We start from the raw sequence: 26559 nt of genomic DNA on the forward strand, positions 1-26559 counted from the left end.
CGGCTACCCTCGGGGGGGGGGGGTGCGGGTTCTCCCCCGGTGGTTGAAACCCCCCACCCTCGGTTGTGGGGGGGGGGGCGGGGGCGCCGCCCCCCCCCCCCCCCCGACCGGACTACGACGGACTACGAATCGATCTGCTTGTTCTGGATGGTCTCGATCTTGTCGAGCAGACGGATCTCGATGTACTCGCTCTGCCCCGTCACCTCGGCCTCGCCGAACGCGACCGGTTCCTCGTCCTGCGTGCCGCGGATGCTCTCCTGCACGGTCCTTCTCCCTTTGTTCGGTACCTCTCCCGCGGATGCGGGAGTCCATGGACGGCCGACGTGCCGCTTGCGCACGTCACAGCCGTCGCCATACCGCGCCGAGAACCCTGTCCACCGGGAAGGGGCCCATCTGGCGCGAGTCGAAACTGACAGCCGCGTTGTCCCCGAGCAGCAGCAGATGGCCCGGGGGCACACGTTCGGTCCCGCCCGCCTGCGTCGTCCATGTGTCCCCCGCTGTCGCGACGACCCGTTTGACGAGCCACCGGCGCTCGGCGACAGGCTGTCGGGTGCTGCCCAGTCCGGCCGGGGGCAGGTCCCAGGCCCTGCGTTCCGTGCTCGGCTGTTCCACGACGACCACACCCCCGCGTTCCGGTACCGTCGCGCGCCGGACCAGGACGCGATCACCGGGCCGGTAGGCGGGAAGCATGCTGTGCCCCACGACCGTGACCGACACGAGCCGCCTGCGCAGGACCAGGAGCGTCACGGCGGCGAGGCCGGCGCAGATCGCTCCTGCCAGGAGGACGGTCCGGATCACAGCGCGGCACCTTCCACGAAGGGCTGGGCCGACTCCTCGGTGTAGCCGGCTGCTTGGAGCGTGAAGAGGCGTGCGTACGTGCCTGCATACGCCATCAGTGTGGTGTGGCTCCCCTCTTCCACGATCCGTCCCCCGGACAGGACGACGATGCGGTCCGCCTCCCGTACGGACCCGAGCCGGTGCGAGATGAGCAGGCTGGTCCGGCCCTGCTGGAACTCGCGGATACGGGTGTGCACTTCGTACTCGGCCTCGGCGTCGAGGCCGGAGCTGGGCTCGTCCAGGATCAGGAAGTCGCGCCGTTCGCGTACCAGGGCGCGCGCCAGGGCCAGCCGTTGCATCTGACCGCCGGAGAGCAGGACACCCGCCGTCTCGGTGTCCTCCTCGAGGCCCCCGAAGAAGGTGCGCGTGACCAGGGTGTCGTATCCCTGCGGCAGGCCCGAGACCGTCCGGTGCACTCCCGCTCTCCGGGCCGCTTCGGTGACCCGGGAGGGATCGTCCAAAGTCGTCAGATCGCCGAGGGCGATGTTCTCCCGCGCCGTGAGGTCGTAGTGCATGAAGTCCTGGAACACCGCGGTGGTCCTCAGACGCAGTTCGTCCGGGTCGACGTCCCGGATGTCGACGCCGTCCCAGAGGATCGCGCCACGGGTCGGGTCGTAGAACCGGCAGAGCAGTTTGACCAGAGTCGACTTGCCAGCTCCGTTGAGCCCGACCAGGGCGAGGCTCCGGCCGTGGGGAATCTCCAGGTCGACGCCCTTGAGGATCCAGGGCTGATCCTTGCCGTAGCGGAACCAGACGTCGCGGAGTTCGATCCCCTTGCGCAGAGCCGGCAGCGGGCGTGGCTCCTTCGCGCGCTCCAGGTCCGGCGCCGCCGCGCTCACCTCCTGGTAGTGCCCGAACAGGACCAGCGCCTGGTGTGTTTGAGCCAGGTTCACCGCTATCTGGGCGACCGAGGTCTGAACTCCCGCGACGGCCACGATGAAGATGGCGATGTCGCCCAGGGTCAGCGTGCCGGAGCGCGCCGCGTGGACGGCCCAGATCAGGCCGGCTCCGGAGACGAGCGCGGCGAGCAGGGCCAGGAGCGACTGGGTGGCCAGTTCGCGACGGTCGACGCGGCGTCGTTCGGCGTCCGCTGCCCGTCGTTCGTCCTGCATACGCCCGAGCAAAAAGCTCCCGGTCCCGAACAGACGCACTTCCTTGGCCGCGTCGACATGAGAGAGCAGCTGATCGAAGAACATCTCACGGCGTTCCCGGGGGCTGATGCGCCAGAGCATCTCCGCGCGTCCCCGGGACAGGACGATCTCCGCGGCGAGGACGGGAAGGGCGAAGACGAGGACGAAGGCGGCCATCAACGGGGCGAGTGCGACGAGCGAAGCCAGGAATCCCGAGATGGTGATGCCTGCCCGGACGACTCCCAGCGACCCCTTGACCACCATGCCCGGCGCCGTTCTCCCCGACTGCTTGGCCATGCGCAGCTTGTCGAGAAGGGCCGGGTCCTCGAAGGGGCCCAGCCCCACGAACCGCGTCACGGCGGAGAAGAGCCGCCCCTGGGCGAGTGTCCCGGTGGCACGCTCGACCTCACCCTGCAGATAGGTGAGGAAGTGCGGGACGACGCCCTGGACGACGCCGACGACGGCGAGTGCGACGGCCAGTGCGATCAAGGTGTGCGCCGGAGCGTGGCCGCTGAGCCGGTCGAGGACCATCTTGGTGAGCCAGCCGACGGCGACCGGCACGGCACCGCCGGCCAGGTCCAGTACGGCGTAGGCGATCAGCTTCGGGGCGGCGGACTCGTAGGCGAGGGACAGGGCGCCCCTCAGGCGGGACGCACCCCGCCCCGGCGACGCGAAGACCGTTCCATGACTCGATGCGTCGCGTCGACTCCGTGACACGTGTACAGGCATGGGGACTAGGCACCCACAGGAACCGGCGTGAGAAGCCCGGCACCGATCTCAGCCAGCCGGGCCGAGCTCTGGGGCGAGGCCAGCACCCGTCCGTTCCCGTCCACGACGAGGTAGGTCGGGAACATCGAAACACCGAGCTCCTGCACGAGCCGCAGCGCGTTGTCCGCCCCGTGGACGACATGGGCGTACTCGCCGAGTTCGTCGTCGTAGAGGGACACTCCGTCCTTGTCGCCGACGACGACGGAGAACACCCTGTCCCGGTCCAGCGCCATGTTCCGCAGGAACTTCTTGTACGCCGGAAGCTGTTGCTTGCAGCCGGTGCACCCGACCGCCTGAAAGGCCAGGACCCAGGGCTTTGAACCGTCGGCAGGCAATTCCACCTGCGCCCCGTCCATACCGACCAGAGCGCCCGGCCGGGGTACCAGCGATCCCGTCCCGGGGCCCTCGACCCGACGGCCGCTCAGCAATCCCTCTTCGGTCAGCGGGTCGAGGAGCTTTTTGACCCGCAGCGCCAAGGCCACGGAGAGACCGCAGGCAGCAGACGCCAGCAGCAGGCCGAGGGCAGACAGTGCGATGCCCATGTGCACTCCATTCTCATTTCACATGCGTCATACGCAGGAGCGAGACCAGCTCCGCGAGATACAGCAGGGTGATGCCGGTGACCGCCGCGGGCGCGGCGGCGAGCACGTAGTCGGACGGGCTCGGTCCGCTGGTGGAGACCGCTGCCCACCAGGTGCCCGCGGTCAGGACCAGCAGAAGGGCGTTGCGCAGCAGGTGCGCTCCCGACACTTGTGTATCGCTCGCTCCCGCGCAGCCGCAGGACGCGTCCGGCCGCGTGCGCAGAAGGCTCAGCAAATAGACGGTGAAAGCGGCCAGGAGAAGCAGGGCCGCAGCCAGCCCGGCACGTTCCGACGGGCGCACCACGAGGAACGCCACCACACACAGTTCCGTCAGAGGAACAGCTGCCGCCAGCACTCCTGACGCGAGCCGGCCGAGCCGCGGGACCGTGACCGACACGTGCCCGCGGAAGGCACGGAAGCCGTGAACCTTGAGCACGCCCGACCACGCGAACACCGTGATCAGGCACAGTTGGCCGAACGCCTCTACTGCTTGCATGGTTATCCCGGGTCAGGTCGTATGTGCGGTGCGGGACAGCCGCCGCGCGCGTGGCGCGGCGGCGGCGCCGCGTCAGGCCACGCAGTTGAGCGTGCAGTTGGGCAGGTAGCAGCAGTGAACCGGGTACACCTGCCCCTTCGGGGCCAGCTTCCACGAGTAGAAGCAGTCGGACGCGCAGCCCGCGGCTGCGGACGTCTGGGGAAGCAGCTTGTCGGCGATGCGGCCCACCATGCCACTGAGCATCCTGGACATCGGCACTCTCCTCATTCGGGGTTTCACCGGCCGGACTTCCTGTCGGCCCGGCCTCTGCCCCCACTCTCCACGGCCGTGCTTTCCAGGTCCTTTCAGCGGTCTTTCCGCCGCTGTCGCCCATGGCGACGCAGCTTGTTCCTTCACCTCCGTATGTCGTGATGGTGCCGGCGTCGGAGGCCGGTGCCGGTGAGGCAGCCGTCGAGGACGTCGTGGCGCTACTGGAGCCGGCGTAAGCCGCGCCGGACGGCGGTGCTCAGGTCTTCGGGATCGGCGAACGCACGGTTGGCCGTGGTCGTGCGTCGCAGGACCGACCAGATGCCCTCGACCGGGTTGAGTTCAGGTGCGTAGGGCGGGAGTCGGCAGAGGATCCGGTACGTCGGCGGCGCCACCGCAAAGATCCACTCGCGGGCCGTCGCCGTTTACGACGTCCTCGGCAGCGCCAAGGGCGCCAAGACCGTCATCGCCGGCGATCTCATTTCGATCCACCGATGGCCATGGATCAAGCTCGCGAGTGGCGGGTGCGACGTGAGGACAGGGGGACCGCCCCGCGCCAACGGGGCGGTCCGTGGCTGCTGTCCGGGCTCGTAGGGCGGACGCTGCCAAGGGCGGTTGTTCGAACTTTCGCCTCGGTCCCAGTATGAGGGCGAGGCGGGTTGTTTTCCCGGTCCGCTGCGGCGCGCTGGACGCAATTGAACCCCCATGCCTGCCATCTGCGGCTTCAGCCGTTGTAGGGACGTTGTGCGGTCGTTGTTCTGAGATCGCGGTGAGGCCGGGCATTGTTCGGCGGCACGGCGAAACGGTCATAGCGGTCAATTTGATGTTGGGAGGATTCTCCCGAGAAGGAGCCAAGGCGGGCATTCTTGACGTGACGTCACCCATCGATCGAGGCAGCGCCAACTGCCGGTGGATGACTCGACACCTGTCCGGGCTCGTCCACGCGGAGGGTCTCTGCCATGACCGTCATCGTTCCACCCCACCTCGGCGACATCGGTGTCCTTGAGGCACCGGCACGCGTCGTCGTCCTGATCGTGATTCTCCTGACTGCAGTCCTGCTCGCCGCCGACGGGCAGGATCCGAAGCTCGCCGTCGGCGTGGCCGTCGTAGCAGCCGGCGCCAGTGCCGAGGTCGCCGACCGGCTCCTCGGCGTTCCCCGCCGGCCCGCACAGAGCAGGAACCGGTAATGCCTCGCGGGGAGGCTTCACTTCCTCAAGACGGCATCCCCGCACTCGTCGACCTCGCACGGGCACTTCGGTCTGTGCGAGGGACGGCGGGTCTGACCTATCGCGGCCTCGCTGCTGCAGCCACCTACAGCCCCAGCGTCCTGTCGACCGCAGCGGCCGGCCGCGAACTGCCGTCCTGGCCGGTGACCTGGGCCTACGCCAGTGCCTGCGACCCGCAGGCGGACCAGACCGCATGGCTGGAGCGGTGGAAGCGCGCCGAACGAGCAGTGGGGCGCACCAAGAACGTCAGCGGTTCAGATGTCGCGCCAGGTGGCGGTCACGGCCTCGCGCCGCATCCCCTGGTCACCGAGTTCGGCCACCTTCTGGACGGCACGGTGAAGACCAGCGGAAAGAGCCTGCGCCAGATCTCACGCAGCGCTGGATACGCTGCAGGCACTCTCTCCAAAGACATCCGAGGCAACGCGTTACCCCCCTGGGAACGCGTGCGGGACGTCTTGCAGGTCATCGGCGTTCCCGACAGCGAGATCGAACAGGCATGGAATCCGCGCTGGAAACGCGCGGATCAGGCCAACCAGCGTGCCAACGCGGCTGCCGAGGGTACGGCGATTCCTCACTGGTACGTCGCCGTCCGGGCCGCGGCACGCCGCCGCCTGGCCCCGCACGATCCGATGCACGAAGGCACAACCAGCGCTCCCTGGGTGGATGTCAGCTGGCGCGCGGCGTCCGCTCATCTCCACGACGACTGGGAATCCGCCGGAGGAGCCCCCGGTGTCCGGACGCCGCAGTTGGCCGGCCGCGGAGCCGACATCACCGATGTCTACCGCACCATTTCCTCCGGCCGACTCGTCGTGCTCGGATCGGCCGGGGCCGGCGCCAGCAATCTGGTACGTCGACTGGGCATGGGTCTCATCGAAGGCGCCGACCACGACCTCGCCCCGATCCCGCTGCTGCTTCCCCTGATGACGTGGACCAGCGGAACCCTTGAGGAATGGGTCGACCACCAGGCCACTCGTGCTTTCGGCCGTGAGACGGTGCAGCACCTCACCGAGCACCGCCTGCTGCTCCCGCTTCTGGACGGCCTGCACCACCTGACACCCGAAGCCCGCGTGGCTGTCCTCGAGGCGGCCAACGCCTTCGACCCGAACCAGAAGATCGTCCTCACCAGTCGGCTGAGCGCCTACACCGAACTGGTCGAACGCACCAGCACCGTGCTCAGTGGCTCTGCCGCTATCCACCTGCAACCGCTGGGTCCTGCCGAACTCGCCGGGTTTCTCCCCGCAGGAGCCTCCCACCAGGGTCGTTCCTGGCGGAACATCATCGAGTCACTGCACCGCGGCGACCCCCGAGCCGTACCCCTTCAGGAAGTCTGCGCGACGCCCTTCATGGCGGCCACGGTGCGCCGCCGCTATCTCCACGCCCACGCTTTCCCCGACATGCTCCTGGACACCGATCAGTTCCCCGACGCCACCGCCCTGCGCGCCCATCTGGCGGAGTACCACCTTGCCGTTCGCTATGGCGTGCAGCAGAGCACGGACAGTTCCGCACCGATCAGCCTGATCTGCCTGCGCTCGGTACTCAGCCGGGCGTCCCGCCGCGCTGGTGACCCCACCCTCGTGGCACCCTCCACTCTTGCCCCGCCGTCACGGTGGCTGGCGGCCCTGGCCTTCATCGCCATCCTGCTCCAGAGCCCCGTCGCCGCCTTCACTCTCCTGCCCCTGATCCTCGCTCTGTGCCTGTCTCGGCCAAGGGCACCGAGAGCCGCCCGCCGCCGGCCCATCCATGCTCAACGAATCACAGCATCCCCAACCGATCCTCCTGCGGCACCGGTCATCTCCCGGGAACCACGCTATCTGTCGGCACTGGCGCGAGCGATCGCACTCACGATGATCGTCAGCTCGATCACCGTGGCGGTGGCACCACATTCTTCCGAACTCCTCGGCAGGGCGACAGGACAGATCGTCGTCGTGATCAACAGCCTGATGTGCTTGCTCTGTCTGATCGTTCAGTTCGGCACGACCCGCCCGGTCGACGACATCCACTGCGGCTCCGCTCCCGCGATGTTCGCCGACGACGCGCGCTGGGCATGGCAGCTTGTCCTGCCCTGGTCCGCTGCAGCGGGGCTCCTCTCAGGGGCCTTGACGCTGTCGCCCGTACTCGGCATGGTCACTTTCGTCGAAGGCCTGCTGCTGGGCCTCGCACCCAGCGTCGGAATCCGTCACTATCTCCACCGCTCCCATCCCATCTCACCGCTGGCCTGGATCACACAGAAGGAAAAGTACGAGCAGGAGATCACCGAAACCTGGGACCATCTGCACCGGGAAGACCAGGCGATCCGCGACCACTTCCAGGACCCGCTGGCAGGAGATCCGCGCGTCCTGATAGGTCGGGCTGTCAACTACCGTCACCGCGGCGACCTTCAGGTCCTCATCGCTGCGGTATGCGTCGGGGTCCTTGTCCCCGTCGGCGGTGCCTTCCGCCTCAGCCATCCCGTCCTGGCCCACGCGCTGCCCATCGGAGCAGACACCCCTCAGACCCCGGTACGTCGCCTGCTCGCGCGCTGGCTCCTCCCCACACCGAAAGCAGCCGCCTGACCATTACCTTCGCCGGCATGTAGAGGTGACCGCACAGCGCCGAACGCCGCAGGATTCGCGGGCGGGTGGAACATGTCGTTGTCCAACGTGGTGACCACCACCGCCTCCACCTGACCGACGCTGATGGTGGGCGGTCGGCCCGGCCGGGGCTCGTCGGTCAGGCCGTCCAGCCGCCCGGCCAGGAAGCGTCGCCGCCACTTGCGGACCGTGTCCGCGCTCACCCGCAGATCCCGGGCGACCGCCGACGTCTCCGGTCCCGCACACGCCAACACGATCCGTGCCCGCAGGGCCAGGGCCTGGGCCGATGCGGCCCGCCGCATCCACCGCTCCAACGCCGCCCGCTCGTCATCAGACAGCAGCAACGGTTCCAGCTTCGGGCCCCGACAGGGAACTGACGCACCACCAGCAGAAGTCACGCAATTTCTGACGATCAACTGCTGGCGCAGGGCACTACTGAGGGTTTCGGCCCAGAGCGACGGCGATCTGAGTAACTGTCAAATCCTGTGGATCATTGCGGAGAACCTCAAGCCAGCTGGAGCCATTGATCGAGGACTGCGAAGTCCTGGTCGGTGAGGCCGCGGGACGACGCGACGCGATGGAGGATCGCCTGGGCGGGGTGGTGGGTGGATACGCAGTCTCGGTCGGCGTCGGTGATCTCGTCGTCGACCCAGGCGAACGGGTGTCCGTCCGCCCAAGGCCCGGCTCGTCTGGCTGATCGCCGGACTCACCCGGCGGCCGGGCACGGTGCCATACCGGCAGGTGGTGCCGGACGGTCCGTACGAGGCGCTCGCCGCCCGCCTGTACGACGGCCGGGTCATCGTCGTCACCCAGCCCACCGGCAGGCCGGTGCCCGACCTCGTGTCGTACGCCCCCGAAGTCCCCGCCTCACGCGAACAGCCCGGCTTGCCGCTTCACCGCCCCTGACCAGCACTTCGGCGCTACGGTTATCCGAAGATCGGCCCTGATGTCGCCTTCCCCCCCCGTGGGGCGGCACCAGGGCCGTCTGCGTACTCACCATCAGCGAGATGCTCAACTTCAAGGGGTTCGGCCACGGCCTGCCGGCCGATGGAGATCGTGATGGACCATCTCCTGACCGGCGGCGGCGCGGACGGAATGGACGCGTCAAGGTCGTCCCTGTCCAGGTGGTAGGTGGCGACGAACCGCGCGCGTGGACGGACATCCACGCGGCGATCGTGGACCTGCTCGCGGGGCATCTGCCGGCAACGGACCGGCGGTAGCGCTCTCCCGGCCGGCGCCCGTGACGGAGCTCTTCGTGGGGCGGCCACGAGGGCCGTTGTCAGAGGCGATTGGCAAGATTGCGGCCATGAATGTCACTCCTGTCACTCCGCCACGGCCGATCGACGTTGCCGCGGTTTTTCCCCAACTGGCCCCGCTGGCCCGCACGGCGACCCGCCTGCACCCCCGCCCTGGGGCGCCGACGTGGCACGACAGCTCGGTCGGCGGGCCGCTGCTGTGGCCCGCCGAGGAGCCGTGGCCGCACTGTGAGGAACCGCATGTGGTGGATGGCATCAACCCAGCTCAGTCCCCGGCGGATCTGCGGCTGCAACGACGGATCTTCGCCGCCTCGCACGGCCGGGACCTGACTCCGGAGGAACGGGAGACTCTCGAGCGGATCCGGCCCCCTCGGACGTATCCGGTGAGGCTGGCGGTCCAGGCGTACGACAGCCCCATGGCGATGCTGCCCGTCGCGCAGCTGTACGTACGGGATGTGCCTGATCTGAGCCCGCCGGAGGGCAAGGACCTGCTGCAGGTTCTGTGGTGCCCCTTCGATCATCCGATCATGCCCAGGACCCTGCTCTTCTGGCGTTCGGCAGCCGCCGTCACCGACATCCTCGACACGCCTCCCGAGCCGCCCGCAGTGCAGTTCGACGGCTATCTACCGGAACCGTGCGTGCTCGAACCGGAGCAGATCACCGAGTACCCCGACCATCTGGAGCTGAGCGAAGAACTGCGGGAGCAGCTCAGGCAATGGAGTGTGCCGCAGGCAGCAGAGGAAGACATGGACCCGGACACGTACTACGACTGTGTGCTGTCCAACGCACCCGGCTGGAAGGTCGGCGGCTGGCCCGCCTGGAACTCCACCGACCCCAGTCCGCATCGCTGCTCCGAGTGCGGCACCGGCATGGAGGTCCTGATGACCGTCGCCACGTTCGAAAAAGGGGACGACGCCGCGGACAGCTGGTCTCCGCACCCCCACCCAGGTGCTGGACCGTACCCCGGCCACCGCGGCTACAACGCGACCGGGGTCCAGATAGGCAGCGGCTACCGGCAGCACCTGTTCGTCTGCCCGGCAGAGCCCGAGCATCCGCACATCGAGTTGATGACGTGACCCGTCCGCAGTGCGCAGCCGGGGCGTCACGGTGCGGGCATGCCGTGACGCCGGGTGGCCGCGAGGCTCAGGGTGCCTACCTGCGGCCCGACATCCGAGAAGGAAGCAGGCCATCCCTGACACGACCGCGACGCACCGCCCCAGGTTGAGGGCGTCCCGGTGAGCTCGCCGGTCGGTAAAGCCGCGCACGCGACGAGGGTTCGGGTCTTCTAATGGAGCCCGAACCACTGGTCTTCGCGTTCGTGGGCGGCTGAGGGCTCTGGCCAGTTCACGACCGGCAACTGCGGCAGGCCGAGTCGCGGTGCCAGCTCGATATTGGCCTCTTCCTCCCAGGTGGTGGCCCAGGCCAGGACGCACGGCAGCGCCGCGAGCCGCGGCCCGATCTGCGGATTGAGCCGCGCCAGGTGCGAGTTGGATGCGGTGCCCGCGAGATCGCGCTGCGGGTCGTCACCGAACGGCAGGAGCGGCCCGTCGACGTCCAGGAAGAGCAGTGGGCGGTTCCCGTGCCTGGTCATGCTGCGCTCACCTCGGGACGCTCGACGAGGTAGCCGTTGTGGAATGTGGCGCCGTTGCGGACGAGGCCGACGAGGTGGGGTGCGGTGATCGCGCGCCAGCGGGCCTGGGCGGACTCGGCGAGCTTGAACACCATGGCCAGGGCCGCTGCGGGGCTGCCAGCTCCGCGGGTGACCCGGGTCCTCAACTTGACGGTGCTGAAGGTGGATTCGATCGGGTTCGTTGTTCTGAGGTGGACCCAGTGTTCGGCGGGGAAGTCGTAGAACGCCAGGAGTTCATCGGTCTCGTCGGTGACCTTCTTCACCGCCTTGGGCCACTTCGCGCCGTAGGCGCGATCGAAGTCCTTGACGGCCTTCTCGGCGTGGTCGCGGTCTTCGGCGTTGTAGATCTCCTGCACTGCCTTCTTCGCTCCGGGCTGGGACGACTTCGGCAGGGCGTTGACCACGTTCCGGGTTTTGTGAACCCAGCACCTTTGGTGCCTGGCCTGTGGAAACACCTCCGTGAGAGCCCGCCACAGGCCCATCGCGCCGTCACCGACCACGAGCTCGGGGGCCCGCGTGCCGCGCCGCCGGCAGTCACATAGCAGGTCGGCCCAGGACTTGGTGGACTCGCGCAGTCCTTCGGCGAGTGCGATGAGCTCCTTGCGGCCGTCGGTGCGCACTCCCATGAGGACCAGGACGCAGGAACGGGCCTGGCCGAGGCGGATCTTGGGGCAGGGCAAGCAGTTGGCGAAAGCCGTCCGCGTCGTCCTTGACGCGTTTCTCGGCAACCAGCTTTCCCGTCTCGTCGACCAGCGCCACGTCGTGGTGCTCTTCCGCCCAGTCGACCCCGCAGGTGATCGTCAACTTCCGGCTCCCTACTCTTCGTGCTCGTCCTGGTGTGAGCCTGCGCAGGGCGCGCCGCGACCTAGGTGCTGTTTCCCGGATCATGTGCGGAGCCAGATCATGAGGGCTGCGAGGGCGACGGCCCCGAGGTAGATGTATCCGCGCTTGCCATAGCAAGTGGCCACGCCCGGGACCCCGATGCCACTCACTGCAGGGCTCCTGCGCGGCGGCCCTCGGTGAGCAGCGCTTCCACCAGTTGCGATTTCACGCCCGGCGCCAGGAACGTGAGGGGTTCGGCGGTCTGGTTCCGGTGGATCTCCATGCGGTGCGCTCCCATGTAGAGTTCCACGACCGTTGTCTGCTGGATACCGGTCACGTCGCTCCAGGCCACGAAATCGGTCACCCGGCCGAAGCGGTTGGTCACGGCCACCCCCTCCGCCAGGAGGCAGCACCGGTTCATGCCGAGCCGGGCGGTCAGCAGACGCCATCCGAACGTCACGGTGTAGACCGCGATCACCACCGCCGTCGTCCAGGCGAGGTTCCCGTCGACCTGGTCGGGGGTGAACACGGTGAAACCGGCCATGAGGACCCAGGCGATCAGCAGGAATCCCCGGAGTATCTGCAGCAGGGTGCCCGCGAACGGGGTCATGAGGGCGTAGTCCCCTCGGATCGGACCGAGGCCCAGTCCGGACACGCGAGTGCGCACGATTCCCCCATCAGCCAGATCCGGTCGGAGCCCTGACGTGCGGTCGGCAAGGCAGGGCATACCCCTGCGCACGAGGGATCGAACAGGCTTGACCTGGATCGTGCCGGCTGGTCCCAGCGCAGGGGCACGGAGGCGGGACTGGCCGACGCGGTCGTCGCGGGCATCACCGTGTACGAGGCCGCCGTCTTCCCGCTCACGCCCAGCGGCGTCAGCGAAGCCGAACAGATGGCCCGCTGAACCGTGGCCTACCAGCTCGCCACCTACCAGGCCCTCCCCAACACGGTCCGGGTTGCGGCGGCCGCAGCACTGGAACCAACGACGCGGGACGAAACGCAGGGCGGGCGCCGACGACGGGACGATCGCGAGCTGGGCCGGGTCGGCCCACCCCGTCAGGATGCGGGCGCAGTCACGGGCTGTCGGGCGGTCGTACTCCTCCAGGGCCGTCATGTCCTGGAAGGAGTAGCCCAGTTGTCGCGGCAGGCGGTCGAGCAGGACGGGCGGGCAGTGCAGTCGTGCGATCGCGGCTTCGGCCTTGCTGATCTCTTCCTAGGCGCTGCTTCTCGGGTCTCCCGACGTGGGTGGGGTGTTGGGGTCGGGCTGGCGTCATGGGCCGTGGGGATCTGACGAATGCGGAATGGGCTCGGCTGGAGTCGCTCTTACCTCTTGGTGGTGTACGGGGAGGTCGGTGGAGCGATCACCGTCGGGTGATCAACGGGGTGCTGTACCGGGCGAGGACGGGAGTGCGGTGGCGGGACTTGCCGGAACGGTTCGGGCCGTGGGAGACGGCCTATAAGCGGCATCGTCGCTGGTCAGCCGATGGAACGTGGAAGATGCTGCTGTCTCGCATCCAGGCCACCGAGGACGCCGTGGGCGGGATCGACTGGGACGTGTCGGTGGACTCGACCGCGGTGCGGGCTCACCAGCATGCCGCTGGCGCGCGGAAGGCGCCGACCGCCCCGGTTGCTCAAAAGGGGACCGGCTCGGGGACGGACCTGGTCGATCCGGTCCTGCGGAAACTGGCCGTCCGGCTGGAGGCGGTGGTCAGATCGGCGAATGCCTGGGCGCTCCCGCGGCGGCTTCACCACCAAGATCCATCTCGTCGCCGACGGACGGTGCCGACCTCTCGCCTTCGTCCTGACACCCGGACACTACGGTGACGGCCCCCAGCTCGAGCATGTGCTGGAGCAGATCTCCGTGCCCCGGCCAGGAGTCGGTCGGCCTCGCACCCGGCCCGACCGCGTCCTGGCCGACAAGGCCTACACGTCCCGCAGCAACCGACGCTACCTGGGAAGACGCGGAATCCGGCACACCATCCCCGAACGTCTCGACCAGCAACGACACCGGCAGAACCGAGGATCGCAAGGCGGTCGGCCCACCGGATTCGACCGCGAGCACTACAAGAAGCGCAACACCGTCGAACGTGCCATCAACCGACTCAAAGGCTTCCGCGCCGTCGCCACACGCTACGAGAAACGCGCCTACATCTACCTCGGAACCGTCGCCCTCGCAGCCCTCATGATCTGGCTCCGCACATGATCCGGGAAACAGCGCCTAATGGGAGGGCTCGATGGCCTGACATCCGATGAGCAGTTCGCAGCCCCGGCTCCCCGCACGGTCCCCGGTCTCTGGGAGGAGCTCGGCGGCTCGCGTGGTGAGGGAGAGGTGGCCGTACGGACGGCTCAGGTCACGATCATGACGTCATCGTGGAGATGTGCGACGTACTCCGGCAGATGCACGGTGACGGGGCCCTCTGCCTGTGGAGAGGAGTCCGGCTCCAGGTATTGAGTAGGGGGCACCCGTCACCGTGCACTGCTATTAGGTCTTGAGCATTGCTCCGGCGATCTCGCTGGTGGGTCTATCCAGGCGTCATGCGGTATCCCGATGGGGGTGGCCTGACCGCGAAGCGGACAGGCCCGAGGGTGTGGTGGAAGTCCGCCTGGATGACGCCTGGGTGTGCCATCTCATGACATTGGTTCCCCGCGGTCAGGCTCGGCGGCGTAGGACGCGAGGCGATCGGCGAGCGCGATGACGAGGTTCCGCAGTTCATCGGGGCGCTCGACGACGAACGGCCGGTCGAGCGAGGCGAGTACCGGAGGCAACCAATCGAGCCGCTCCGCCCGCAGCTCGACGCGCATCCAGCGCTCGGTCGCGCGGTCCTCGCCCGCCGCGGGCGCGTACTCCTCCAAGCTCGCGACGCTCACGGGGAGGTGGGCGCGGATCTGCTCAACGGTCCCGTGGATCCGCAAGGTCACCTCATGCCGGTACCCGGCCGTGGCGAACGCCGACAGCACACGTTGTGCCGGACAGGGCCCCACGGGTGCTTCGAACGAGCCTGGCAGGGTTCGCGCGTCCGCGATGCGATCGAGGCGGAAGGTGCGGTCCTCGCCGATCCGGGTGTCCATGCCCGTGACGTACCACCGGCCGGAATGGGCGACGATCCCGTACGCGTGCAGTGTGCGTTCGCTGCGCCGCCCGTCGCGGTCGCCGTAGCGGATCGAGACCGGTCGGCGGTGGCGCACCGCATCGGCGAGGGTGAGCAGGACTCCAGCGTCCGGGGCGTCCAAGTCGCCGGATTGGTCCGTGAAGGCGAGAGCCTCCAGAAGTGCGTCGAGCCGACGGGCGATGTGCTGGGGCAGCACCCGCCGGATCTTCGCCGACGCCGTCTCGCTTGCCGTGCGCTCCGTCGTCGTCAGCCCGGCTCGGCGGCCCGCGACCAGGCCGAGCAGCACGGCCAGCGCCTCGTCGTCGCTGAGCATGAGCGGAGGCAAGCGGTACCCGGGAGCCAGCCGGTACCCGCCGTAGCGGCCGCGCACCGATTCCACGGGCACGTCCAGGTCGATCAGCTGGTCCACGTACCGCCGCACGGTGCGCCCTTCGACGCCTAGCCGGTCGGCCAGTTCGGCCACCGTCCGGGTGCCGCCCGACTGCAGCAGCTCCAGGAGTGTCAGCACGCGGGCAGTGGGTCGAGGCATGTCCACAACCTAACGCGAATACAGGACCGATTCTGTCCCCTATTTCTCCTAGCCTGCGACGAGCACGCCTCCAGCACAGCCAAGGAGATCCCCATGAACTTCGTCTCGATCCGCATCATCACCAGCGACGTAGCGCGCCTCGTCGAGTTCTACGAGCGAGCCACGGGGGAGCGGGCGACGTGGGCCACCGAAGACTTCGCCGAACTCAAGACCGCGGGCGCCACCCTCGCGATCGCCGGCACCCGCACCGTCCCGCTGTTCGCCCCGGGCTCCGCCCGCCCGGCGGACAACCACAGCGTGATCACCGAGTTCCTCGTCGACGACGTGGACCGCGTTCACCAGAACCTGACCGGCTTCGTCGCCGACTTCGTCACCGAGCCCACGACGATGCCCTGGGGCAACCGGTCGCTGCTGTTCCGTGACCCCGACGGCAACCTCGTCAACTTCTTCACTCCCGTCACCCCAACGGCCATCGAAAAGTTCGCACGCTGAGGCGAGGCGCAGCCGCTCACCGGGAGCTCTGAGATCCCAGGGCTCCCGGTGAACGCGGCCGCCGACTGCCCCATGCTCGAGCTCGCCCTGACCGGCACGGTCCACCACCTCCTCATGCCCCCGGCCCACAACCGGAGGACGCCGCCCCGCTGATCCGGCGGCTGGTCACCGACCTGGTGGCCTCCCCGCACGAGTCCACGGCGTCCCTCTGAGCGGGCGGCCGGGCGGTCCCATCGCCTGGCTTCGGCGATCCGGGCGGCGAGGTCGTCACGGATCTCTGCCAGGCGCGGGCGCTGGGCGGGACCAGGCCTGAGCATCGAGCAGCAGATGCAGGCTTCTCTGAACTACTCGAGTTGGTGGGGTTTTGGACAGGCTGGATCAATCTCAAGAGATGACCTCCACGGAATCCGGCCTGGGGAACGGCATCATTTCCCAACCCAGCGGCCAGCCTTCTCCACGTTGCTCGGACGCCTCAACCTCCAGACGCCGGGGAACCCGCCAGATCCACCATTCGGCGTCGTCCTCAGCATGCCCGGGCCACGGAATCGTGGCGCGGCGATACCGCTCGTCGATGCCGTCAAGCTCCAGCCGTCTGATCTCCTGGACGCGTGCTGGGAGCATCGGCCAGATCGTCTCCAGGACGCCGCGGCACCAGATGTCGTTGCTGAGCTCGGGAGCGCACCACGAGTAACCCTCCACCACCTCGTCGGTCATGTCCCTCCAGCGATCGAGCAGCGCATTGAGGGTGACCCGTTGTCCGCCTGCCCAAGTGGGTGCGACCGCGGTGACGGCAGCCTGCACTGCGTCGCACTCCTCTGCGCTTGGCGTGAGGCTGTCCATGAGCTCGTCCACTCGATCCATGAAGCGACTATCGCCCGGTGGCAGCGCTGTCTGCCACTGGCTTTCCCCTATGCCGCCCCACGGCGACCGGTCAGGCCAGTCGGCCTCCGATCGATCACCCCGCCGCTTGGTCGATGTCGGTGTCCGGATCGTGGTAGTCGTTCGGCCGGCGATCCGGCTGAGGTCGGTCATGCCGAGGTGGACGGTGCGGTCGTCGAGTTGGGCGAGCTTGGCTTCGGCGCCGGCGAGGTTGACGTTGAGGCATTCTCTGAACTTTGGGGCAGGTTCGTCCCAAAGCCTCTGATCTGCAGCTCTCTGAAACCGAATTGGTGATGCTGCCTGAGGTGTCACAGCGAGTGTTCCGGAGAGCGAGAGCCGCTCCGCCTGCTGCCTCAGTGCTGTGACTTCGCATGCCCGACGCCGAGATCGAGATCACCGCAGACCTGGTTCGCGACCTGCTGCAGGAGCAACATCCAGACCTTGCAGGGCCGGCCATCCGGGAGGCGGCGGACGGCTGGGGCAACCCAATGTGGCACCTCGGAGACGAGTTGGCTGTGCGCATGCAGCCATGGCCCCACTCCGGAGCTTCAGCGGAAGGAGCGGCGGTGGCTACCGGTGCTGGCCTCGCGCTTGCGGCTCCAGGAACTTTCCCTGCGGCCAGCAACTTCTGAAGGAGACGGCGACTGCCTCGACAGCCGCTTCGTCGGGATCGATCCGCCGGTAGGGCTTGTATCGGTTGCCGGCCTCCATCAGCCGACCCCGCCGGGGAACCACCGGGGCCGCCGAATCTCGTCGGGAGCATCGTTCATCACGACCGGTGACCGTAGAGTTCGATGACTTCATCAGCTCATTGAACTGGGCAATCTCTAGGGTTCGTTCAGTCAACGGGGCGTGTTCGAGGGCACAGGCTGTCGAACGCACGGGCGTAGATGCCGATGAACAGGTTGCGGCGTTCGAAGTGGCCGAGGAAGGCGTCCCATTCCTCCGGGGGACGGGATGCTGTGATCCGCCGGAGCGATGAAGACGCGGTGGGCTTCGACGGCTTCGTCCGGGTGGATCGCTAATGGTGGAGTCGGGTATTGGAACTGTCCGAATACCTCAGCCATTGCGGACCCATGAGGTGAACTCGTCAGCGAGGCCGGGCGGGTTGGCGGCTTCGGTCTGCCGGGCGATCGCCTCGTAGTACTCCAGCTCGTGGACGATCACTGGCACGGTTCGGCCGACAGATCTCTCGATGACACCGGTCGTATGGAGGGTTCGGGCGAGCCGGCAGCAGGTCTGGCTGAAGCGGGCCGCGATCTGCGCGGCGAGTGGCCCGATGACTGAATCCCAGTCGGCGAGGTCGGTCGGCTCGGCGTGCCATAGCCCGAGGTCGCTGATCCACTCCTGGCGAGCTGTGGCTCCGGCGGGGTCGCTGGTCAGGTCGCCGACCACGGTCAGCTCGTTCTGGATCCAGAAAGCGTAGTTCCAGCGGGCTTCTGCCTGGTCAGAGGCGTCCTGAATGCTGCGTTGGGCCTGAGCTTCAGTGTTGTAGCCGATCGTCAAGGTTGGCTGACGAGGGTCGTCGTCCTCGTTGTCGATGAGGAAGGAAACAGCGTAGATGCCGTCGGCGTCGGCGGCCGGGATGGATGCGAGGGCCCTCTCGACGAGATGCTGGAGGTGATCGTTGAACGTCATGGTCGGTGGGGTCCTGTCGGTCCGGGTCATGCGTCCCACTGGTCGCAGTACTCGATGTGGATCTCGCGTGCGTCACCGAGAATGCCGTCGTTGGAGTGGAGTTCGGTGCAGAAGCGTGGGTAGCTCGGATGGACGGGGACGTATCCGGGGCCGTTTCGGGCGACGTCGAAGAAGTGCCGGGCGGTGTCCCTGAACACCTTCGCGCTGCCGGTCATGAACAGGGTCTCGGCGTGGAGATGCTGATGAAACAGATCCCGGTTCTCCTGGTAGTGCCGCGCCTCGTGGTCAGTTACGGCTTCGTCGGTGTGTCCTGCGCCAGGCAGCGTCACGGTCTGCGGACGCCCTGGGCCGAGCCGTCGTCGTATTTCCTTCCAACGTGAGGGTGCGAACTGGAGCGAATGGTGCAGCAGCACGAGATCAAGCTGCCGTGTGCCGTCTTCTGGCAGGTCGTGGGAGGGGCCACGGTTCCCCCGCATCGGCAGGTGGACCAGCGAGCGCGGTGAAGAGGCGGCGAGCTTCCATAGCCCGCCGATTCGCTGAGCGGCGTCCTGATCGAGGTAGGTGTCCAGGTGCCGATCGTGGTCGATGAGCACTGCGTGGGCCAGGGGCCGGGCTGGTCGGATGACCTTGAACTCCGTGGATCCGAGCCGTGCTTGGTGGATGGTGATGGGTAGCTTCATTGGTTCTCCGGGACACGGCGGCTGACATCGGCAGCGTAAGAGGCCCAGTCGCCGGCTGATGCCCTCTGCCATTGGACGGCGACTTGGATGTGGACGCCGAGTACCCGGCGAGGATGGCGGCGGGCAGTTCGGCGGCGAGGGTAAACAGTGCGGTAGAGCGGTCCTGCCGGGGCCGGATCCCGATCTTGTGGAGACGTTGGCTGATCCGGTCATCGCCGAGGGGGTGTCCTGGGCGGCCGACGGGAATGTGCATCGTTCACCGGATCCAGTCGAGCCGTATCTGCCACCTGCTTCTCAGAGACAGCGCCCCCGACGGGCTTCCCGAGGTCTTGTCTGGTCTTCACATCAGCCCCTGGTCTCAGCTGGCTGATACCGCTCTTCCTCGGGCCGCATGAGCCAGCTGATGGCACCGAGAACGAGGCACGATTCCTGGACCGTTCGCGGACGCGGTCGTGGACGGTCGAAGTATGGGTCAGCCGGCGCGAAGACCGACCGCCAGTGTCAGTTCAAGGACCCGGTGCGGCGATGCGAGATCCGGGAACAGCTCCCGCAGCTGCGACATCCGGTAGCGGACTGTCTGGGGATGGACGAACAACGCCGCCGCCACCTCGTCCCGCCTGCCCTGGTGCAGCAGCCACTCCCGCAATGTCTCCTCCAGTCGCCGCGCGGTCGCGACAGGCAAGGTCCGCAACGGTGCGAGGGCTCGGGCACGCAGGTCCGCGAACGCGTCCACGTCGGCGCTGAGCACCAGCTCGGGCAGGTGGTCCTCGGTGTCGCGAATATCCGAGGAGAGGGAGCGCGCGCGTACGGCTCGTTCGTACGAGGCGGACGCACGAGTCCATGGCCGGGCCGGACCGACCACGGCGGTACGGTCGGTCAGCTGCCGCAAGAGATGTGACCGGTCGGCATCGGGGACGAGCAGCACACCGGTGGCATCCGGCAGATCGTCGAGGACGAGGGTGTTCGGGTCGAACGCACGGTAGGCGGGCCGGGCCTGGGCGGCGGGCAGCAGGACCGCGGTCAGCGAAACCGGAGGCTGCCACCCGGCCCGTTGAGCAGAGGCCAGCAGTACGTCCGGGCTCGCGCCGGCGAGGAGGTCGCGGGCCAGGTGTTCCAGATGCCGCTCTTGATCCCTGCCCCGGGCGGCCAGTTCGTCGGCGTGGCCCGCGGCGCTCGCGGCGGAGAGCTCGTCGATGTAGGCGAAGGTCAGCTCGGCGAACTTGGCGACCTCGGCGGCGGGCAGACCCGCGGGTACGGCACCCGCCGCCAGGCATCGCCAGGCCACGCGGGCACCGACGCGGTAGGCGCTGAGCAGGGCGTCCATCGAGCGGCCGTCGCGCACCTCGCCGCGGCCCAGCTCGTAGGCCGCGTCACCGCCGTCGCCGCCCGTGGCGTTCCCGCTCGCGAGGTCCAGGTAGTGCCCCAGGGCGGTGCGTACGGCCCGGCGGATGGTGGCGCCCATGTGGCCCGTAAGGGCGTTGGCGTAGGGAGGGACCTCGTCGATGATCGCCTGGACGACCTCGTCAGCGGTGGCCTTCAGCCCAGCCCGAAGTACGGTGACCGTCGTCTCATCCAGAGCCAGCTCGCTGGCCCTCCGGGTTACATGGCTCACGTTCTTATTCCCTGCGAACAATTCCGTCGATCAGATTCACGTCCTGCGGTCAGGACTTTACGCCCTGAGACGCAGCAAGCTGGGGCCATGACGAGTACAGCCCTCCGCAGCAGGGCGTGGAAACTGCTGGAGATGGTCACGACGCCGCTGCTGCCGTCGGACTACCTCGACCTGGTCAGCCCGCTGCGTGCGGGCGCCGACCTGCGAGGGCGCATCGAGGCCGTGCACCCCGAGACGGGTGACGCCGCGACCATCGTGATCAGACCGGGACGGGGCTGGCGCGGCCACACGGCCGGTCAGTACGTGCGGATCGGGGTCGACGTCGACGGGGTGCGCCTGTGGCGTGCCTACTCCATCACCTCGCCGACGAACCGCGAGGACGACCGCGTCACGATCACCGTGAAGGCGATCCCGGACGGCAAGGTCAGCAACCACCTGGTCCGCAGGGCGAAACCGGGCACGCTGATCCAGCTCGACCAGGCGACCGGTGACTTCGTGCTGCCGCGGGCCAAGCCCGCCAAGGTGCTCTACCTGACGGCAGGCAGCGGCATCACGCCCGTGATGGGCATGCTCCGCGACACCGAGTTCGACGACGTCGTCATGGTCCACTGCGCGCCACAGCCGCAAGACGTGATCTTCCGCAACGAACTGCACGACCTGGTCGCGGCCAAGAAGCTGCGGCTCACCGAGGTGCACACCGACACGGACGGCATGCTCGACATCGCCCGTCTCGACGAACTCGTACCCGACTGGGCCGAGCGCGAGACCTGGGCCTGCGGGCCCGCGGGCCTGCTCGACGCCGCCGAAGAGCACTGGACCGAGCACGGCGTACACGAGCGTCTGCACACCGAGCGCTTCCGCCCCAGCATCGTTGTCGCCGGCGACGGCGGCGAGGTCACGTTCAGCGCCACCGGCAAGACCGTCGACGCGGACGGCGCCACGCCGTTGCTGGACGTCGGTGAGGAGGCCGGCGTGCTCATGCCCTCCGGGTGTCGCATGGGCATCTGCTTCGGCTGCGTCACGCCGCTCAAGGCGGGCGCCGTCCGTGACCTGCGCACCGGCGAGATCACCGAGGCCGAGCCGGGCGTCCTCATCCAGACCTGCGTGTCCGCTGCGGCGGGCCCCTGCGACATCGAACGGTAGGAGCACCTTGACCGCCATCGACCCCACCGCCCACCTGTCCGCGGAGCAGATCGAGGAGCTCGGCCGCGAGCTGGACGCGATCCGCGACGAGGTGATCGCCAGCCGCGGGGAGAAGGACGCCGCCTACATCCGCAAGGTCATCTCGGCGCAGCGCAAGCTCGAGCTGGCCAGCAGGGGCGTGCTGCTGTTCTCGCTCTTCCCGCCCGCGTGGCTGCTCGGCACCGCGGGTCTGTCCGTGGCGAAGATCATGGACAACATGGAGATCGGCCACAACATCCTGCACGGCCAGTGGGACTGGATGCGGGACCCGAAGATCCACTCCACCACCTGGGAGTGGGACCACGTCTCGCCGTCCGATCAGTGGAAGCACTCGCACAACGAGCTGCACCACACGTACACCAACGTGATCGGCAAGGACAACGACCTCGGCTACGGCATCATGCGCGTCGACGAGGACCAGAAGTGGCACCCGTTCCACCTCGGCCAGCCGCTGTGGAACTTCCTCAACGCCTGCTTCTTCGAGTACGGCATCGCGGCGTACGACCTGGAGCTCGGCAAGAACCTGCACAAGCGCCGCCGCAAGAACCCGGAGTTCCGCGAGCGGGCCAAGGCCGTGGGCCGCAAGATTCGCAAGCAGGTGCTCAAGGACTACGTGATCCACCCGCTGCTGTCGGGCCCGTCGTTCCTCCCCACGCTCGCCGCCACGTTCACCGCGAACCTGGTCCGCAACATCTGGTCCCACTCGGTGATCATGTGCGGGCACTTCCCCGAGGGCGTGCAGGTCTTCGAGCGCCGGTCGATCAGGGGCGAGACGCGCGGCCAGTGGTACCTGCGCCAGATGATGGGCTCGGCGAACATCAGCGGCAGCAGGGCCATGCACTTCATGACCGGCAACCTGTCGCACCAGATCGAGCACCACCTGTTCCCGGACCTGCCGAGCAACCGGTACGCCGAGGTCGCGGTGAAGGTGCGCGCGCTGTTCGAGAAGTACGAGCTGGAGTACGTCACCGGACCGCTGCCCAAGCAGGTGTTCTCCGCGTGGCACAAGGTCTTCCGGCTCTCGCTGCCGAACAAGAAGCCCAAGGTCAAGACGCCGGAGCGCGAGCAGGAGCTCGTCGCGGCCTGATTCCGGCATCGGTTCGGATCTTCGGTCGTGGGGGCGGCACGTGATCGACACCGGCAACATCGATGTCTTCCTCGGCCTGGGCGTCGGCAAGAGAACAACACGTCGCCGTCACCCGGCCGGGAAGAAGGCCTTCGGCAAGCGACTGCCCGACACCACCCCCGGCGCAAGCTGCCGGCCGGGCGGATCGAGGAACTGCTGGAGGCGCACGCTCCTTCGAAGGTCCTGATGTCGATGCCGGTGTCGATGCCGGTGGTCGGCGTCAGGACCGGAGCCAGGATCCCGATCGAGGTCGGTGACGGCAGCGCCGTCCCGACCGGCGGCCACCTGGCCACCTGCGCGGTCTTGCGTCGGCGACCAGGGGCTCGGGCTCCTCGATCCGCGGCGAACAGCCCTCCTGGAGAGGATGCAAGCAGCTCGAACGGGCCTTTGTCCTCTCTGTGTTCGCCGCCCCGGGCGACCCGGTTTCGCGGGCCTACGACGACAGGAGGATCGCCCAGGGCAAGCACCGCACTCAGGCCCTGCTCTGCCTCGCAGGACGCCGAGCCGACGTCCTCTTCGCCATGCTTCGCGACGGCACCTTCTGCGACCCCCGCCCGGCCAAGGCCTGACCTGCGGGAAATGCGCTACTGCGAGGAGGGAGGTTCCCCGAGATGCACCGCGACATCTGAACCGATACGCCAGTCGGCGAGACGTCGCGGGCTCACACCGTGAAGGTTGGCCCTGTCCGGATCGGCACCTGCCTTGACCAGCATCGACAACACCGTGCCATCACCTCGATACGTGAACACGGCCTGCCACAAAGGCGTATTGCCCTGCCCATCGGGTGCATCCACCTCCGCACCCGCCGCCAGGAGAGAGCCGACAGCCGCGGCATCCTGTTCGTCCACCGCGCAGTGCAGTTTCGTCCACCCCTGGCGGCTCTCACGGCCCGAGCCCTGATGCTCATCTGTCATACCCGTCATCTTCACGACCGCTTGACGACGGGGACAGGGGCACCCCCAGGGCGCCCGTCACTTGTTCCACCGGCGCAGACGGGGAGCCGGAGGTGGGTGGAGCCGAGGCGCCTGGTGTGCGCAACCGGTAAAGCGGCGCCCCGGCGACCGACCCGACGGCACCCCAGGCCTGACCAGAACCGTCCGGGTGCACTACCGTCACCCACGTCGGCAACCTGACCGCCGCGCCGCCCGCAGCACGGCCGGCCCCGCAATCAGCCGCTGCCACCGCGCCCCCACACCCGTCGCCGCCGTGCCATAGGACCCTGGACGCGGGCGGCTTCTCGAACTGGCGGGCTGGTCAGGCCTGCATCACGTTCGGCTCATCGAGGCTCTCGTCAGGTCAGGTTGCTCAACCAGCCGGAGCATGTGCCCGCAGTGATCAACTTGGTGTCCCAGTGGCCTTTGCAGACGCGGAAGCGGATGGTGGATTCCTCGGGGAAGTTCTTGTTCTTGTAGCGCTCGGTTGAAAAGCCGTCAGCATTGAAAATGCTGCCCAGGCGGTTCCCCACCTCCCAGTCCACGACAGCGGACGAGCCATCCAGTGACTCGTCGGCGACGGAGAACCAGTCCCCGGCGGGCGAGAAGCAGGCCCGGAGGGCGATGCCACCATTCTTCTGCGTGGAGGCGCACTTCACCCATTCGACGCTATTGGGGTAATTGACATCCTCCCCCTCTTAAAAGTGGGGGATTTCAGCCCGTGTGGGTTGGGGTTCACGGGTGTTCGAACGGCCGGTGGCCGTTGTCACCCCTCCGGCACCGGCTGTTCGCCGGGGGCGGGGGATCCCGCCCTGTCCTGCCGCGACATTGTTTGCTGCGTTGGTGTCGGCGTTGCAGGTGAAGCCGCAGGAGGAGCAGACGAACTCGGCTTGGTTCTTGCGCGAGTTCTTGTCGATCCAACCGCAGAGGCTGCAGCGCAGACTGGTGTAGGGGGCGGGGACGTCCTCAATGCGGCCGAAGGCCTTGTGTCCGGTGCGCTGCCGCAGCAGGCCCCAGCCCTGGGCGAGGATCACCCGGTTCAGCCCGGCCTTGGCCCGGACGTTCTTGCCGGGCTGTTCGACCGTCCCATTCGCGGAGGCGGTCATGTTCTTGATGTTCAGTTTCTCGAACCGCACCAGGTCGTAGCTGCGGGCGAGCATCGTGCTGGTCTTCTCGCACCAGTCCTTGCGCCGGTCCGCCTCACGCGCCTTGAGCCTGGCCACCTTGGCGTACTCGGCGCTCTTTTGCTCACTGTCCCTGGGGGCGCGGGCGGCCCGGCGCTGGTGCTTGCGGATCCGGGCGCGTTCCTTGACGGTGAGCTGCGGGCAGTTCAGCTTCCGCCCGTCGGAAAGGGCGGCGGTGATGGCCACGCCCCGGTCGATGCCGATGACCTCACCCGTGCCGGGCCCATCGACCGGCACAGGGACGACGGCGAAGGCGATGTGCCACCGGCCGTTGCGCAAGGTGACACGGAACGTCTTGGCCCTGGGCAGTTCGGGCCGGGTGAGTCGGAAGCGGACCCAGCCGCAGCCGGGCACCTTCACCCGCGCCCACCTGCGGTTGAGCTTCTGCACCACGACCGACTGGCCCATGACCTGCCTGCCCCTGGCGTTCAGCTGCGGTGAGCCGTCCGCCTCGAACTCCCCGATGCGGTCGGTGCCGATGACGCGGAAGCCCTCGTGCACGTGCTTCCTGCGCCAGGTCGGCTCACCGAACCCGGACGCGAAGCGGGCGTTCTTGGCTTTGGTGAAGTCCTTCAGCGCCTGCTGCTGCACATCCGCATTCCCGGCCCCGAGCCAGGCGTTGTCACGCCGCGCCTCGGTGAGCTGACGACACTGCTCCGCGAAGCCGGGCGCCGCCCTGCGACCCCTGTACCAGTGCGCGTGCTGCTCGACGGCAAGGTTCCAGACATACCGGGCATGCGTGCAGTGACCGAGCATCACGCCCGCCTGCTCACCCGTCGGATACATCCGAAACCGCGCCATGACCGTGAACCTAGCCCGCACGTTCCCCGACCGCCCACACCATCGACCGACACCACCCGTGCGAGCGACCATTCCCGGCTATCGACCACCAGTCAGCCAGTCACCGTCGGCTCCGAGGTGCCGCACCCGCTCGAGGCCGGCCTTATCACCGTCTCTCCCGAGACGCCGAACCGCCCTGGCGGCGATTCGGCTTTCCCTGACCCGCTCCGCGGGAGCGAGGTATTCACCCCGGCCCTGAAGGACCGGGCACCCTACCTGAAAGCAAGGTGGATGGTGTCCAACGACGTTTGCCCAAAGAGGAGTTGGCGAGCTCACGAGGCTAGTCATGAGGAATGTGTCGATCAAGCACCTGTTCGACATGGCTGCTTGACTGAGAGTAACGCCACGCCCTGGCCGGTAGCAGCTTGCGACACCGTCCTCCTGCGGGCGCGGGCCCACCTGTAAACCCTGGTTTCGACCCGGGTCCGCGGTGTGGGGGAGGGTCGGGGGTTCGGGACTGCGGCCTCCGGCCGGCCAGCCTGCCCTTTGCCCGGACCCTCGGCGCGTCGGGGATCCATCGGCCCGACAAGCCCCGGATAAGGATCAGCGGCCGGGCTGCGGCACAGATGCGGCCCCCGGGAGCGTGAATGGGGGTCGGGCGCAGGGATCAGAGCGACAGGGCGTGTGAGCCGGCCGGAGCGGGACGGTGTCGATGCGGGTGAAGTGTTCGGTGGCCAGGATTCGGTCGCGTGTTTCCTGATCGAGGCGGGCCAGTAGTGCGGGCAGGCGCAGCCGGACGGGGCCTTCGTGAGGTCCGCCCGGCCCGCGAGCTGTGTTCAGGGCACGCGAAGCC

Annotated in this window: 27 protein-coding genes and 4 pseudogenes; 11 read left to right on the top strand and 20 right to left on the bottom strand. The window is 68.0% G+C overall.

The genetic code is table 11. The features are described from left to right. Positions 1 to 122: 122 nt before the first annotated feature. From ACH4S8_RS41925 to ACH4S8_RS41955, 7 genes and pseudogenes are all read right to left on the bottom strand, one after another. Positions 123 to 263, bottom strand: a complete 141-nt coding sequence (locus ACH4S8_RS41925) for a hypothetical protein (protein ID WP_398404026.1) — start codon at positions 261 to 263, stop codon at positions 123 to 125. Positions 264 to 339: 76 nt separating this feature from the next. Continuing rightward, positions 340 to 798, bottom strand: a complete 459-nt coding sequence (locus ACH4S8_RS41930) for a S26 family signal peptidase (RefSeq protein WP_398404028.1) — start codon at positions 796 to 798, stop codon at positions 340 to 342. Next, complete coding sequence (locus tag ACH4S8_RS41935; protein ID WP_398404030.1) at positions 795 to 2684, bottom strand: ABC transporter ATP-binding protein; 1890 nt, start codon at positions 2682 to 2684, stop codon at positions 795 to 797. Before ACH4S8_RS41935 ends, ACH4S8_RS41930 begins: the two co-directional genes overlap by 4 nt. 17 nt (positions 2685 to 2701) lie before the next feature. Then, positions 2702 to 3277 (bottom strand): TlpA disulfide reductase family protein, encoded by a 576-nt coding sequence (locus ACH4S8_RS41940; RefSeq protein WP_398404032.1) that lies wholly within the window; start codon positions 3275 to 3277, stop codon positions 2702 to 2704. A gap of 13 nt (positions 3278 to 3290) precedes the next feature. Continuing rightward, on the bottom strand, positions 3291 to 3812 hold the full coding sequence (locus tag ACH4S8_RS41945; protein ID WP_398404034.1) for a MauE/DoxX family redox-associated membrane protein: 522 nt from the start codon (positions 3810 to 3812) through the stop codon (positions 3291 to 3293). A 72-nt stretch (positions 3813 to 3884) separates the two neighbouring features. Further along, positions 3885 to 4064 (bottom strand): hypothetical protein, encoded by a 180-nt coding sequence (locus ACH4S8_RS41950; protein ID WP_398404036.1) that lies wholly within the window; start codon positions 4062 to 4064, stop codon positions 3885 to 3887. Positions 4065 to 4279: 215 nt separating this feature from the next. Beyond that, positions 4280 to 4423: pseudogene (locus ACH4S8_RS41955) on the bottom strand (transposase); the annotation flags it as partial. A 594-nt stretch (positions 4424 to 5017) separates the two neighbouring features. Between ACH4S8_RS41955 and ACH4S8_RS41960 the strand changes: the two are divergent. Next, complete coding sequence (locus tag ACH4S8_RS41960) at positions 5018 to 5245, top strand: hypothetical protein (protein WP_398404038.1); 228 nt, start codon at positions 5018 to 5020, stop codon at positions 5243 to 5245. After that, entirely contained in the window at positions 5245 to 7836 is a 2592-nt protein-coding gene (locus ACH4S8_RS41965; RefSeq protein ID WP_398404040.1) for a helix-turn-helix domain-containing protein, read from the top strand. The genes ACH4S8_RS41960 and ACH4S8_RS41965 overlap by 1 nt, the downstream gene beginning before the upstream one ends. On the opposite strand, the gene ACH4S8_RS41970 is transcribed toward ACH4S8_RS41965, so the two are convergent. After that, on the bottom strand, positions 7773 to 8156 hold the full coding sequence (locus ACH4S8_RS41970; RefSeq protein ID WP_398404083.1) for a helix-turn-helix domain-containing protein: 384 nt from the start codon (positions 8154 to 8156) through the stop codon (positions 7773 to 7775). The two genes, ACH4S8_RS41965 and ACH4S8_RS41970, sit on opposite strands and share 64 nt — an antisense overlap. Before the next feature lie 442 nt (positions 8157 to 8598). Between ACH4S8_RS41970 and ACH4S8_RS41975 the strand changes: the two genes are divergently transcribed. From ACH4S8_RS41975 to ACH4S8_RS41985, 3 genes are all read left to right on the top strand, one after another. Further along, positions 8599 to 8760 (top strand): hypothetical protein, encoded by a 162-nt coding sequence (locus ACH4S8_RS41975; protein ID WP_398404042.1) that lies wholly within the window; start codon positions 8599 to 8601, stop codon positions 8758 to 8760. 101 nt (positions 8761 to 8861) lie between these two features. Continuing rightward, the gene (locus ACH4S8_RS41980; RefSeq protein WP_398404044.1) at positions 8862 to 9074 is read left to right on the top strand and encodes a hypothetical protein; all 213 of its coding nucleotides are present in this window, start codon (positions 8862 to 8864) and stop codon (positions 9072 to 9074) included. A gap of 86 nt (positions 9075 to 9160) precedes the next feature. Further along, positions 9161 to 10186 (top strand): hypothetical protein, encoded by a 1026-nt coding sequence (locus tag ACH4S8_RS41985; protein ID WP_398404046.1) that lies wholly within the window; start codon positions 9161 to 9163, stop codon positions 10184 to 10186. A gap of 209 nt (positions 10187 to 10395) precedes the next feature. Here the strand turns inward: ACH4S8_RS41985 and ACH4S8_RS41990 are convergent, their stop codons facing one another. The 4 genes and pseudogenes from ACH4S8_RS41990 to ACH4S8_RS42005 form a co-directional block, all read right to left on the bottom strand. After that, positions 10396 to 10701 carry a hypothetical protein gene (locus ACH4S8_RS41990; RefSeq protein ID WP_398404047.1) on the bottom strand — a complete coding sequence of 102 codons (306 nt, stop codon included), beginning with the start codon at positions 10699 to 10701 and terminating at the stop codon, positions 10396 to 10398. Then, positions 10698 to 11468, bottom strand: coding sequence for an IS256 family transposase (locus ACH4S8_RS41995; RefSeq protein WP_398404048.1), 771 nt, complete (start codon positions 11466 to 11468; stop codon positions 10698 to 10700). The genes ACH4S8_RS41990 and ACH4S8_RS41995 overlap by 4 nt, the downstream gene beginning before the upstream one ends. Position 11469: 1 nt before the next feature. Continuing rightward, a pseudogene (locus tag ACH4S8_RS42000) lies at positions 11470 to 11628 on the bottom strand (hypothetical protein); the annotation flags it as partial. 100 nt (positions 11629 to 11728) lie between these two features. Continuing rightward, positions 11729 to 12229, bottom strand: coding sequence for a hypothetical protein (locus ACH4S8_RS42005; protein WP_398404050.1), 501 nt, complete (start codon positions 12227 to 12229; stop codon positions 11729 to 11731). Between the two features lie 605 nt (positions 12230 to 12834). Here ACH4S8_RS42005 and ACH4S8_RS42010 point away from each other — a divergent pair. Next, positions 12835 to 13765 (top strand): IS5 family transposase gene (locus ACH4S8_RS42010; protein ID WP_398404052.1). Its coding sequence is split into 2 segments (ribosomal slippage): positions 12835 to 13289 and positions 13288 to 13765, totalling 933 coding nucleotides; the frame shifts between segments, so codons are not numbered across the junction. A 425-nt stretch (positions 13766 to 14190) separates the two neighbouring features. Here ACH4S8_RS42010 and ACH4S8_RS42015 read toward each other — a convergent pair. Next, positions 14191 to 15201, bottom strand: coding sequence for a helix-turn-helix transcriptional regulator (locus ACH4S8_RS42015; protein WP_398404054.1), 1011 nt, complete (start codon positions 15199 to 15201; stop codon positions 14191 to 14193). A gap of 93 nt (positions 15202 to 15294) precedes the next feature. On the opposite strand from ACH4S8_RS42015, the gene ACH4S8_RS42020 reads away from it, so the two are divergent. Further along, a complete protein-coding gene (locus ACH4S8_RS42020) occupies positions 15295 to 15693 on the top strand; it encodes a VOC family protein (RefSeq protein ID WP_398404056.1) in 399 nt (132 codons plus the stop codon). Between the two features lie 384 nt (positions 15694 to 16077). Here the strand turns inward: ACH4S8_RS42020 and ACH4S8_RS42025 are convergent, their stop codons facing one another. Then, positions 16078 to 16884: a hypothetical protein gene (locus ACH4S8_RS42025; RefSeq protein ID WP_398404058.1), complete on the bottom strand. Its 807-nt coding sequence runs from the start codon at positions 16882 to 16884 to the stop codon at positions 16078 to 16080. A 59-nt stretch (positions 16885 to 16943) separates the two neighbouring features. On the opposite strand from ACH4S8_RS42025, the pseudogene ACH4S8_RS42030 reads away from it, so the two are divergent. Beyond that, positions 16944 to 17172: pseudogene (locus tag ACH4S8_RS42030) on the top strand (hypothetical protein); the annotation flags it as partial. Between the two features lie 459 nt (positions 17173 to 17631). On the opposite strand, the gene ACH4S8_RS42035 reads toward ACH4S8_RS42030, so the two are convergent. From ACH4S8_RS42035 to ACH4S8_RS42045, 3 genes are all read right to left on the bottom strand, one after another. After that, a complete protein-coding gene (locus ACH4S8_RS42035) occupies positions 17632 to 18210 on the bottom strand; it encodes a hypothetical protein (RefSeq protein ID WP_398404060.1) in 579 nt (192 codons plus the stop codon). 26 nt (positions 18211 to 18236) lie between these two features. After that, on the bottom strand, positions 18237 to 18890 hold the full coding sequence (locus ACH4S8_RS42040; RefSeq protein ID WP_398404062.1) for a hypothetical protein: 654 nt from the start codon (positions 18888 to 18890) through the stop codon (positions 18237 to 18239). Positions 18891 to 19362: 472 nt separating this feature from the next. Then, a complete protein-coding gene (locus tag ACH4S8_RS42045) occupies positions 19363 to 20502 on the bottom strand; it encodes a PucR family transcriptional regulator (protein ID WP_398404064.1) in 1140 nt (379 codons plus the stop codon). Positions 20503 to 20589: 87 nt separating this feature from the next. Between ACH4S8_RS42045 and ACH4S8_RS42050 the strand changes: the two genes are divergently transcribed. The 3 genes and pseudogenes from ACH4S8_RS42050 to ACH4S8_RS42060 form a co-directional block, all read left to right on the top strand. Beyond that, positions 20590 to 21645, top strand: coding sequence for a ferredoxin reductase (locus ACH4S8_RS42050; protein WP_398404066.1), 1056 nt, complete (start codon positions 20590 to 20592; stop codon positions 21643 to 21645). A gap of 7 nt (positions 21646 to 21652) precedes the next feature. Beyond that, positions 21653 to 22771, top strand: coding sequence for a fatty acid desaturase family protein (locus tag ACH4S8_RS42055; RefSeq protein WP_398404068.1), 1119 nt, complete (start codon positions 21653 to 21655; stop codon positions 22769 to 22771). Positions 22772 to 22930: 159 nt separating this feature from the next. Then, positions 22931 to 23379 (top strand): annotated as a pseudogene (locus ACH4S8_RS42060) (transposase); the annotation flags it as partial. 15 nt (positions 23380 to 23394) lie between these two features. Here ACH4S8_RS42060 and ACH4S8_RS42065 read toward each other — a convergent pair. The 3 genes from ACH4S8_RS42065 to ACH4S8_RS42075 form a co-directional block, all read right to left on the bottom strand. Continuing rightward, entirely contained in the window at positions 23395 to 23724 is a 330-nt protein-coding gene (locus ACH4S8_RS42065; protein ID WP_398404070.1) for an ankyrin repeat domain-containing protein, read from the bottom strand. A gap of 377 nt (positions 23725 to 24101) precedes the next feature. Continuing rightward, complete coding sequence (locus ACH4S8_RS42070) at positions 24102 to 24401, bottom strand: hypothetical protein (protein ID WP_398404071.1); 300 nt, start codon at positions 24399 to 24401, stop codon at positions 24102 to 24104. Positions 24402 to 24440: 39 nt separating this feature from the next. Next, a complete protein-coding gene (locus ACH4S8_RS42075; protein WP_398404073.1) occupies positions 24441 to 25727 on the bottom strand; it encodes an RNA-guided endonuclease InsQ/TnpB family protein in 1287 nt (428 codons plus the stop codon). Positions 25728 to 26559: the final 832 nt, after the last annotated feature.

This window comes from Streptomyces sp. NPDC021080 (assembly GCF_044333225.1).
Lineage (GTDB): Bacteria > Actinomycetota > Actinomycetes > Streptomycetales > Streptomycetaceae > Streptomyces.

Excerpts from the sequence above, each read along its gene's own strand:
- ACH4S8_RS41940 (WP_398404032.1), bottom strand. The coding sequence starts at position 3,277 with ATGGGCATCGCACTGTCTGCCCTCGGCCTGCTGCTGGCGTCTGCTGCC.
- ACH4S8_RS41945 (WP_398404034.1), bottom strand. The coding sequence starts at position 3,812 with ATGCAAGCAGTAGAGGCGTTCGGCCAACTGTGCCTGATCACGGTGTTC.
- ACH4S8_RS41950 (WP_398404036.1), bottom strand. The coding sequence starts at position 4,064 with ATGTCCAGGATGCTCAGTGGCATGGTGGGCCGCATCGCCGACAAGCTG.
- ACH4S8_RS41960 (WP_398404038.1), top strand. The coding sequence starts at position 5,018 with ATGACCGTCATCGTTCCACCCCACCTCGGCGACATCGGTGTCCTTGAG.
- ACH4S8_RS41965 (WP_398404040.1), top strand. The coding sequence starts at position 5,245 with ATGCCTCGCGGGGAGGCTTCACTTCCTCAAGACGGCATCCCCGCACTC.
- ACH4S8_RS41970 (WP_398404083.1), bottom strand. The coding sequence starts at position 8,156 with ATGCGGCGGGCCGCATCGGCCCAGGCCCTGGCCCTGCGGGCACGGATC.
- ACH4S8_RS41980 (WP_398404044.1), top strand. The coding sequence starts at position 8,862 with ATGCTCAACTTCAAGGGGTTCGGCCACGGCCTGCCGGCCGATGGAGAT.
- ACH4S8_RS41985 (WP_398404046.1), top strand. The coding sequence starts at position 9,161 with ATGAATGTCACTCCTGTCACTCCGCCACGGCCGATCGACGTTGCCGCG.
- ACH4S8_RS41990 (WP_398404047.1), bottom strand. The coding sequence starts at position 10,701 with ATGACCAGGCACGGGAACCGCCCACTGCTCTTCCTGGACGTCGACGGG.
- ACH4S8_RS42015 (WP_398404054.1), bottom strand. The coding sequence starts at position 15,201 with ATGCCTCGACCCACTGCCCGCGTGCTGACACTCCTGGAGCTGCTGCAG.
- ACH4S8_RS42020 (WP_398404056.1), top strand. The coding sequence starts at position 15,295 with ATGAACTTCGTCTCGATCCGCATCATCACCAGCGACGTAGCGCGCCTC.
- ACH4S8_RS42035 (WP_398404060.1), bottom strand. The coding sequence starts at position 18,210 with ATGACGTTCAACGATCACCTCCAGCATCTCGTCGAGAGGGCCCTCGCA.
- ACH4S8_RS42040 (WP_398404062.1), bottom strand. The coding sequence starts at position 18,890 with ATGAAGCTACCCATCACCATCCACCAAGCACGGCTCGGATCCACGGAG.
- ACH4S8_RS42050 (WP_398404066.1), top strand. The coding sequence starts at position 20,590 with ATGACGAGTACAGCCCTCCGCAGCAGGGCGTGGAAACTGCTGGAGATG.
- ACH4S8_RS42065 (WP_398404070.1), bottom strand. The coding sequence starts at position 23,724 with ATGACAGATGAGCATCAGGGCTCGGGCCGTGAGAGCCGCCAGGGGTGG.
- ACH4S8_RS42075 (WP_398404073.1), bottom strand. The coding sequence starts at position 25,727 with ATGGCGCGGTTTCGGATGTATCCGACGGGTGAGCAGGCGGGCGTGATG.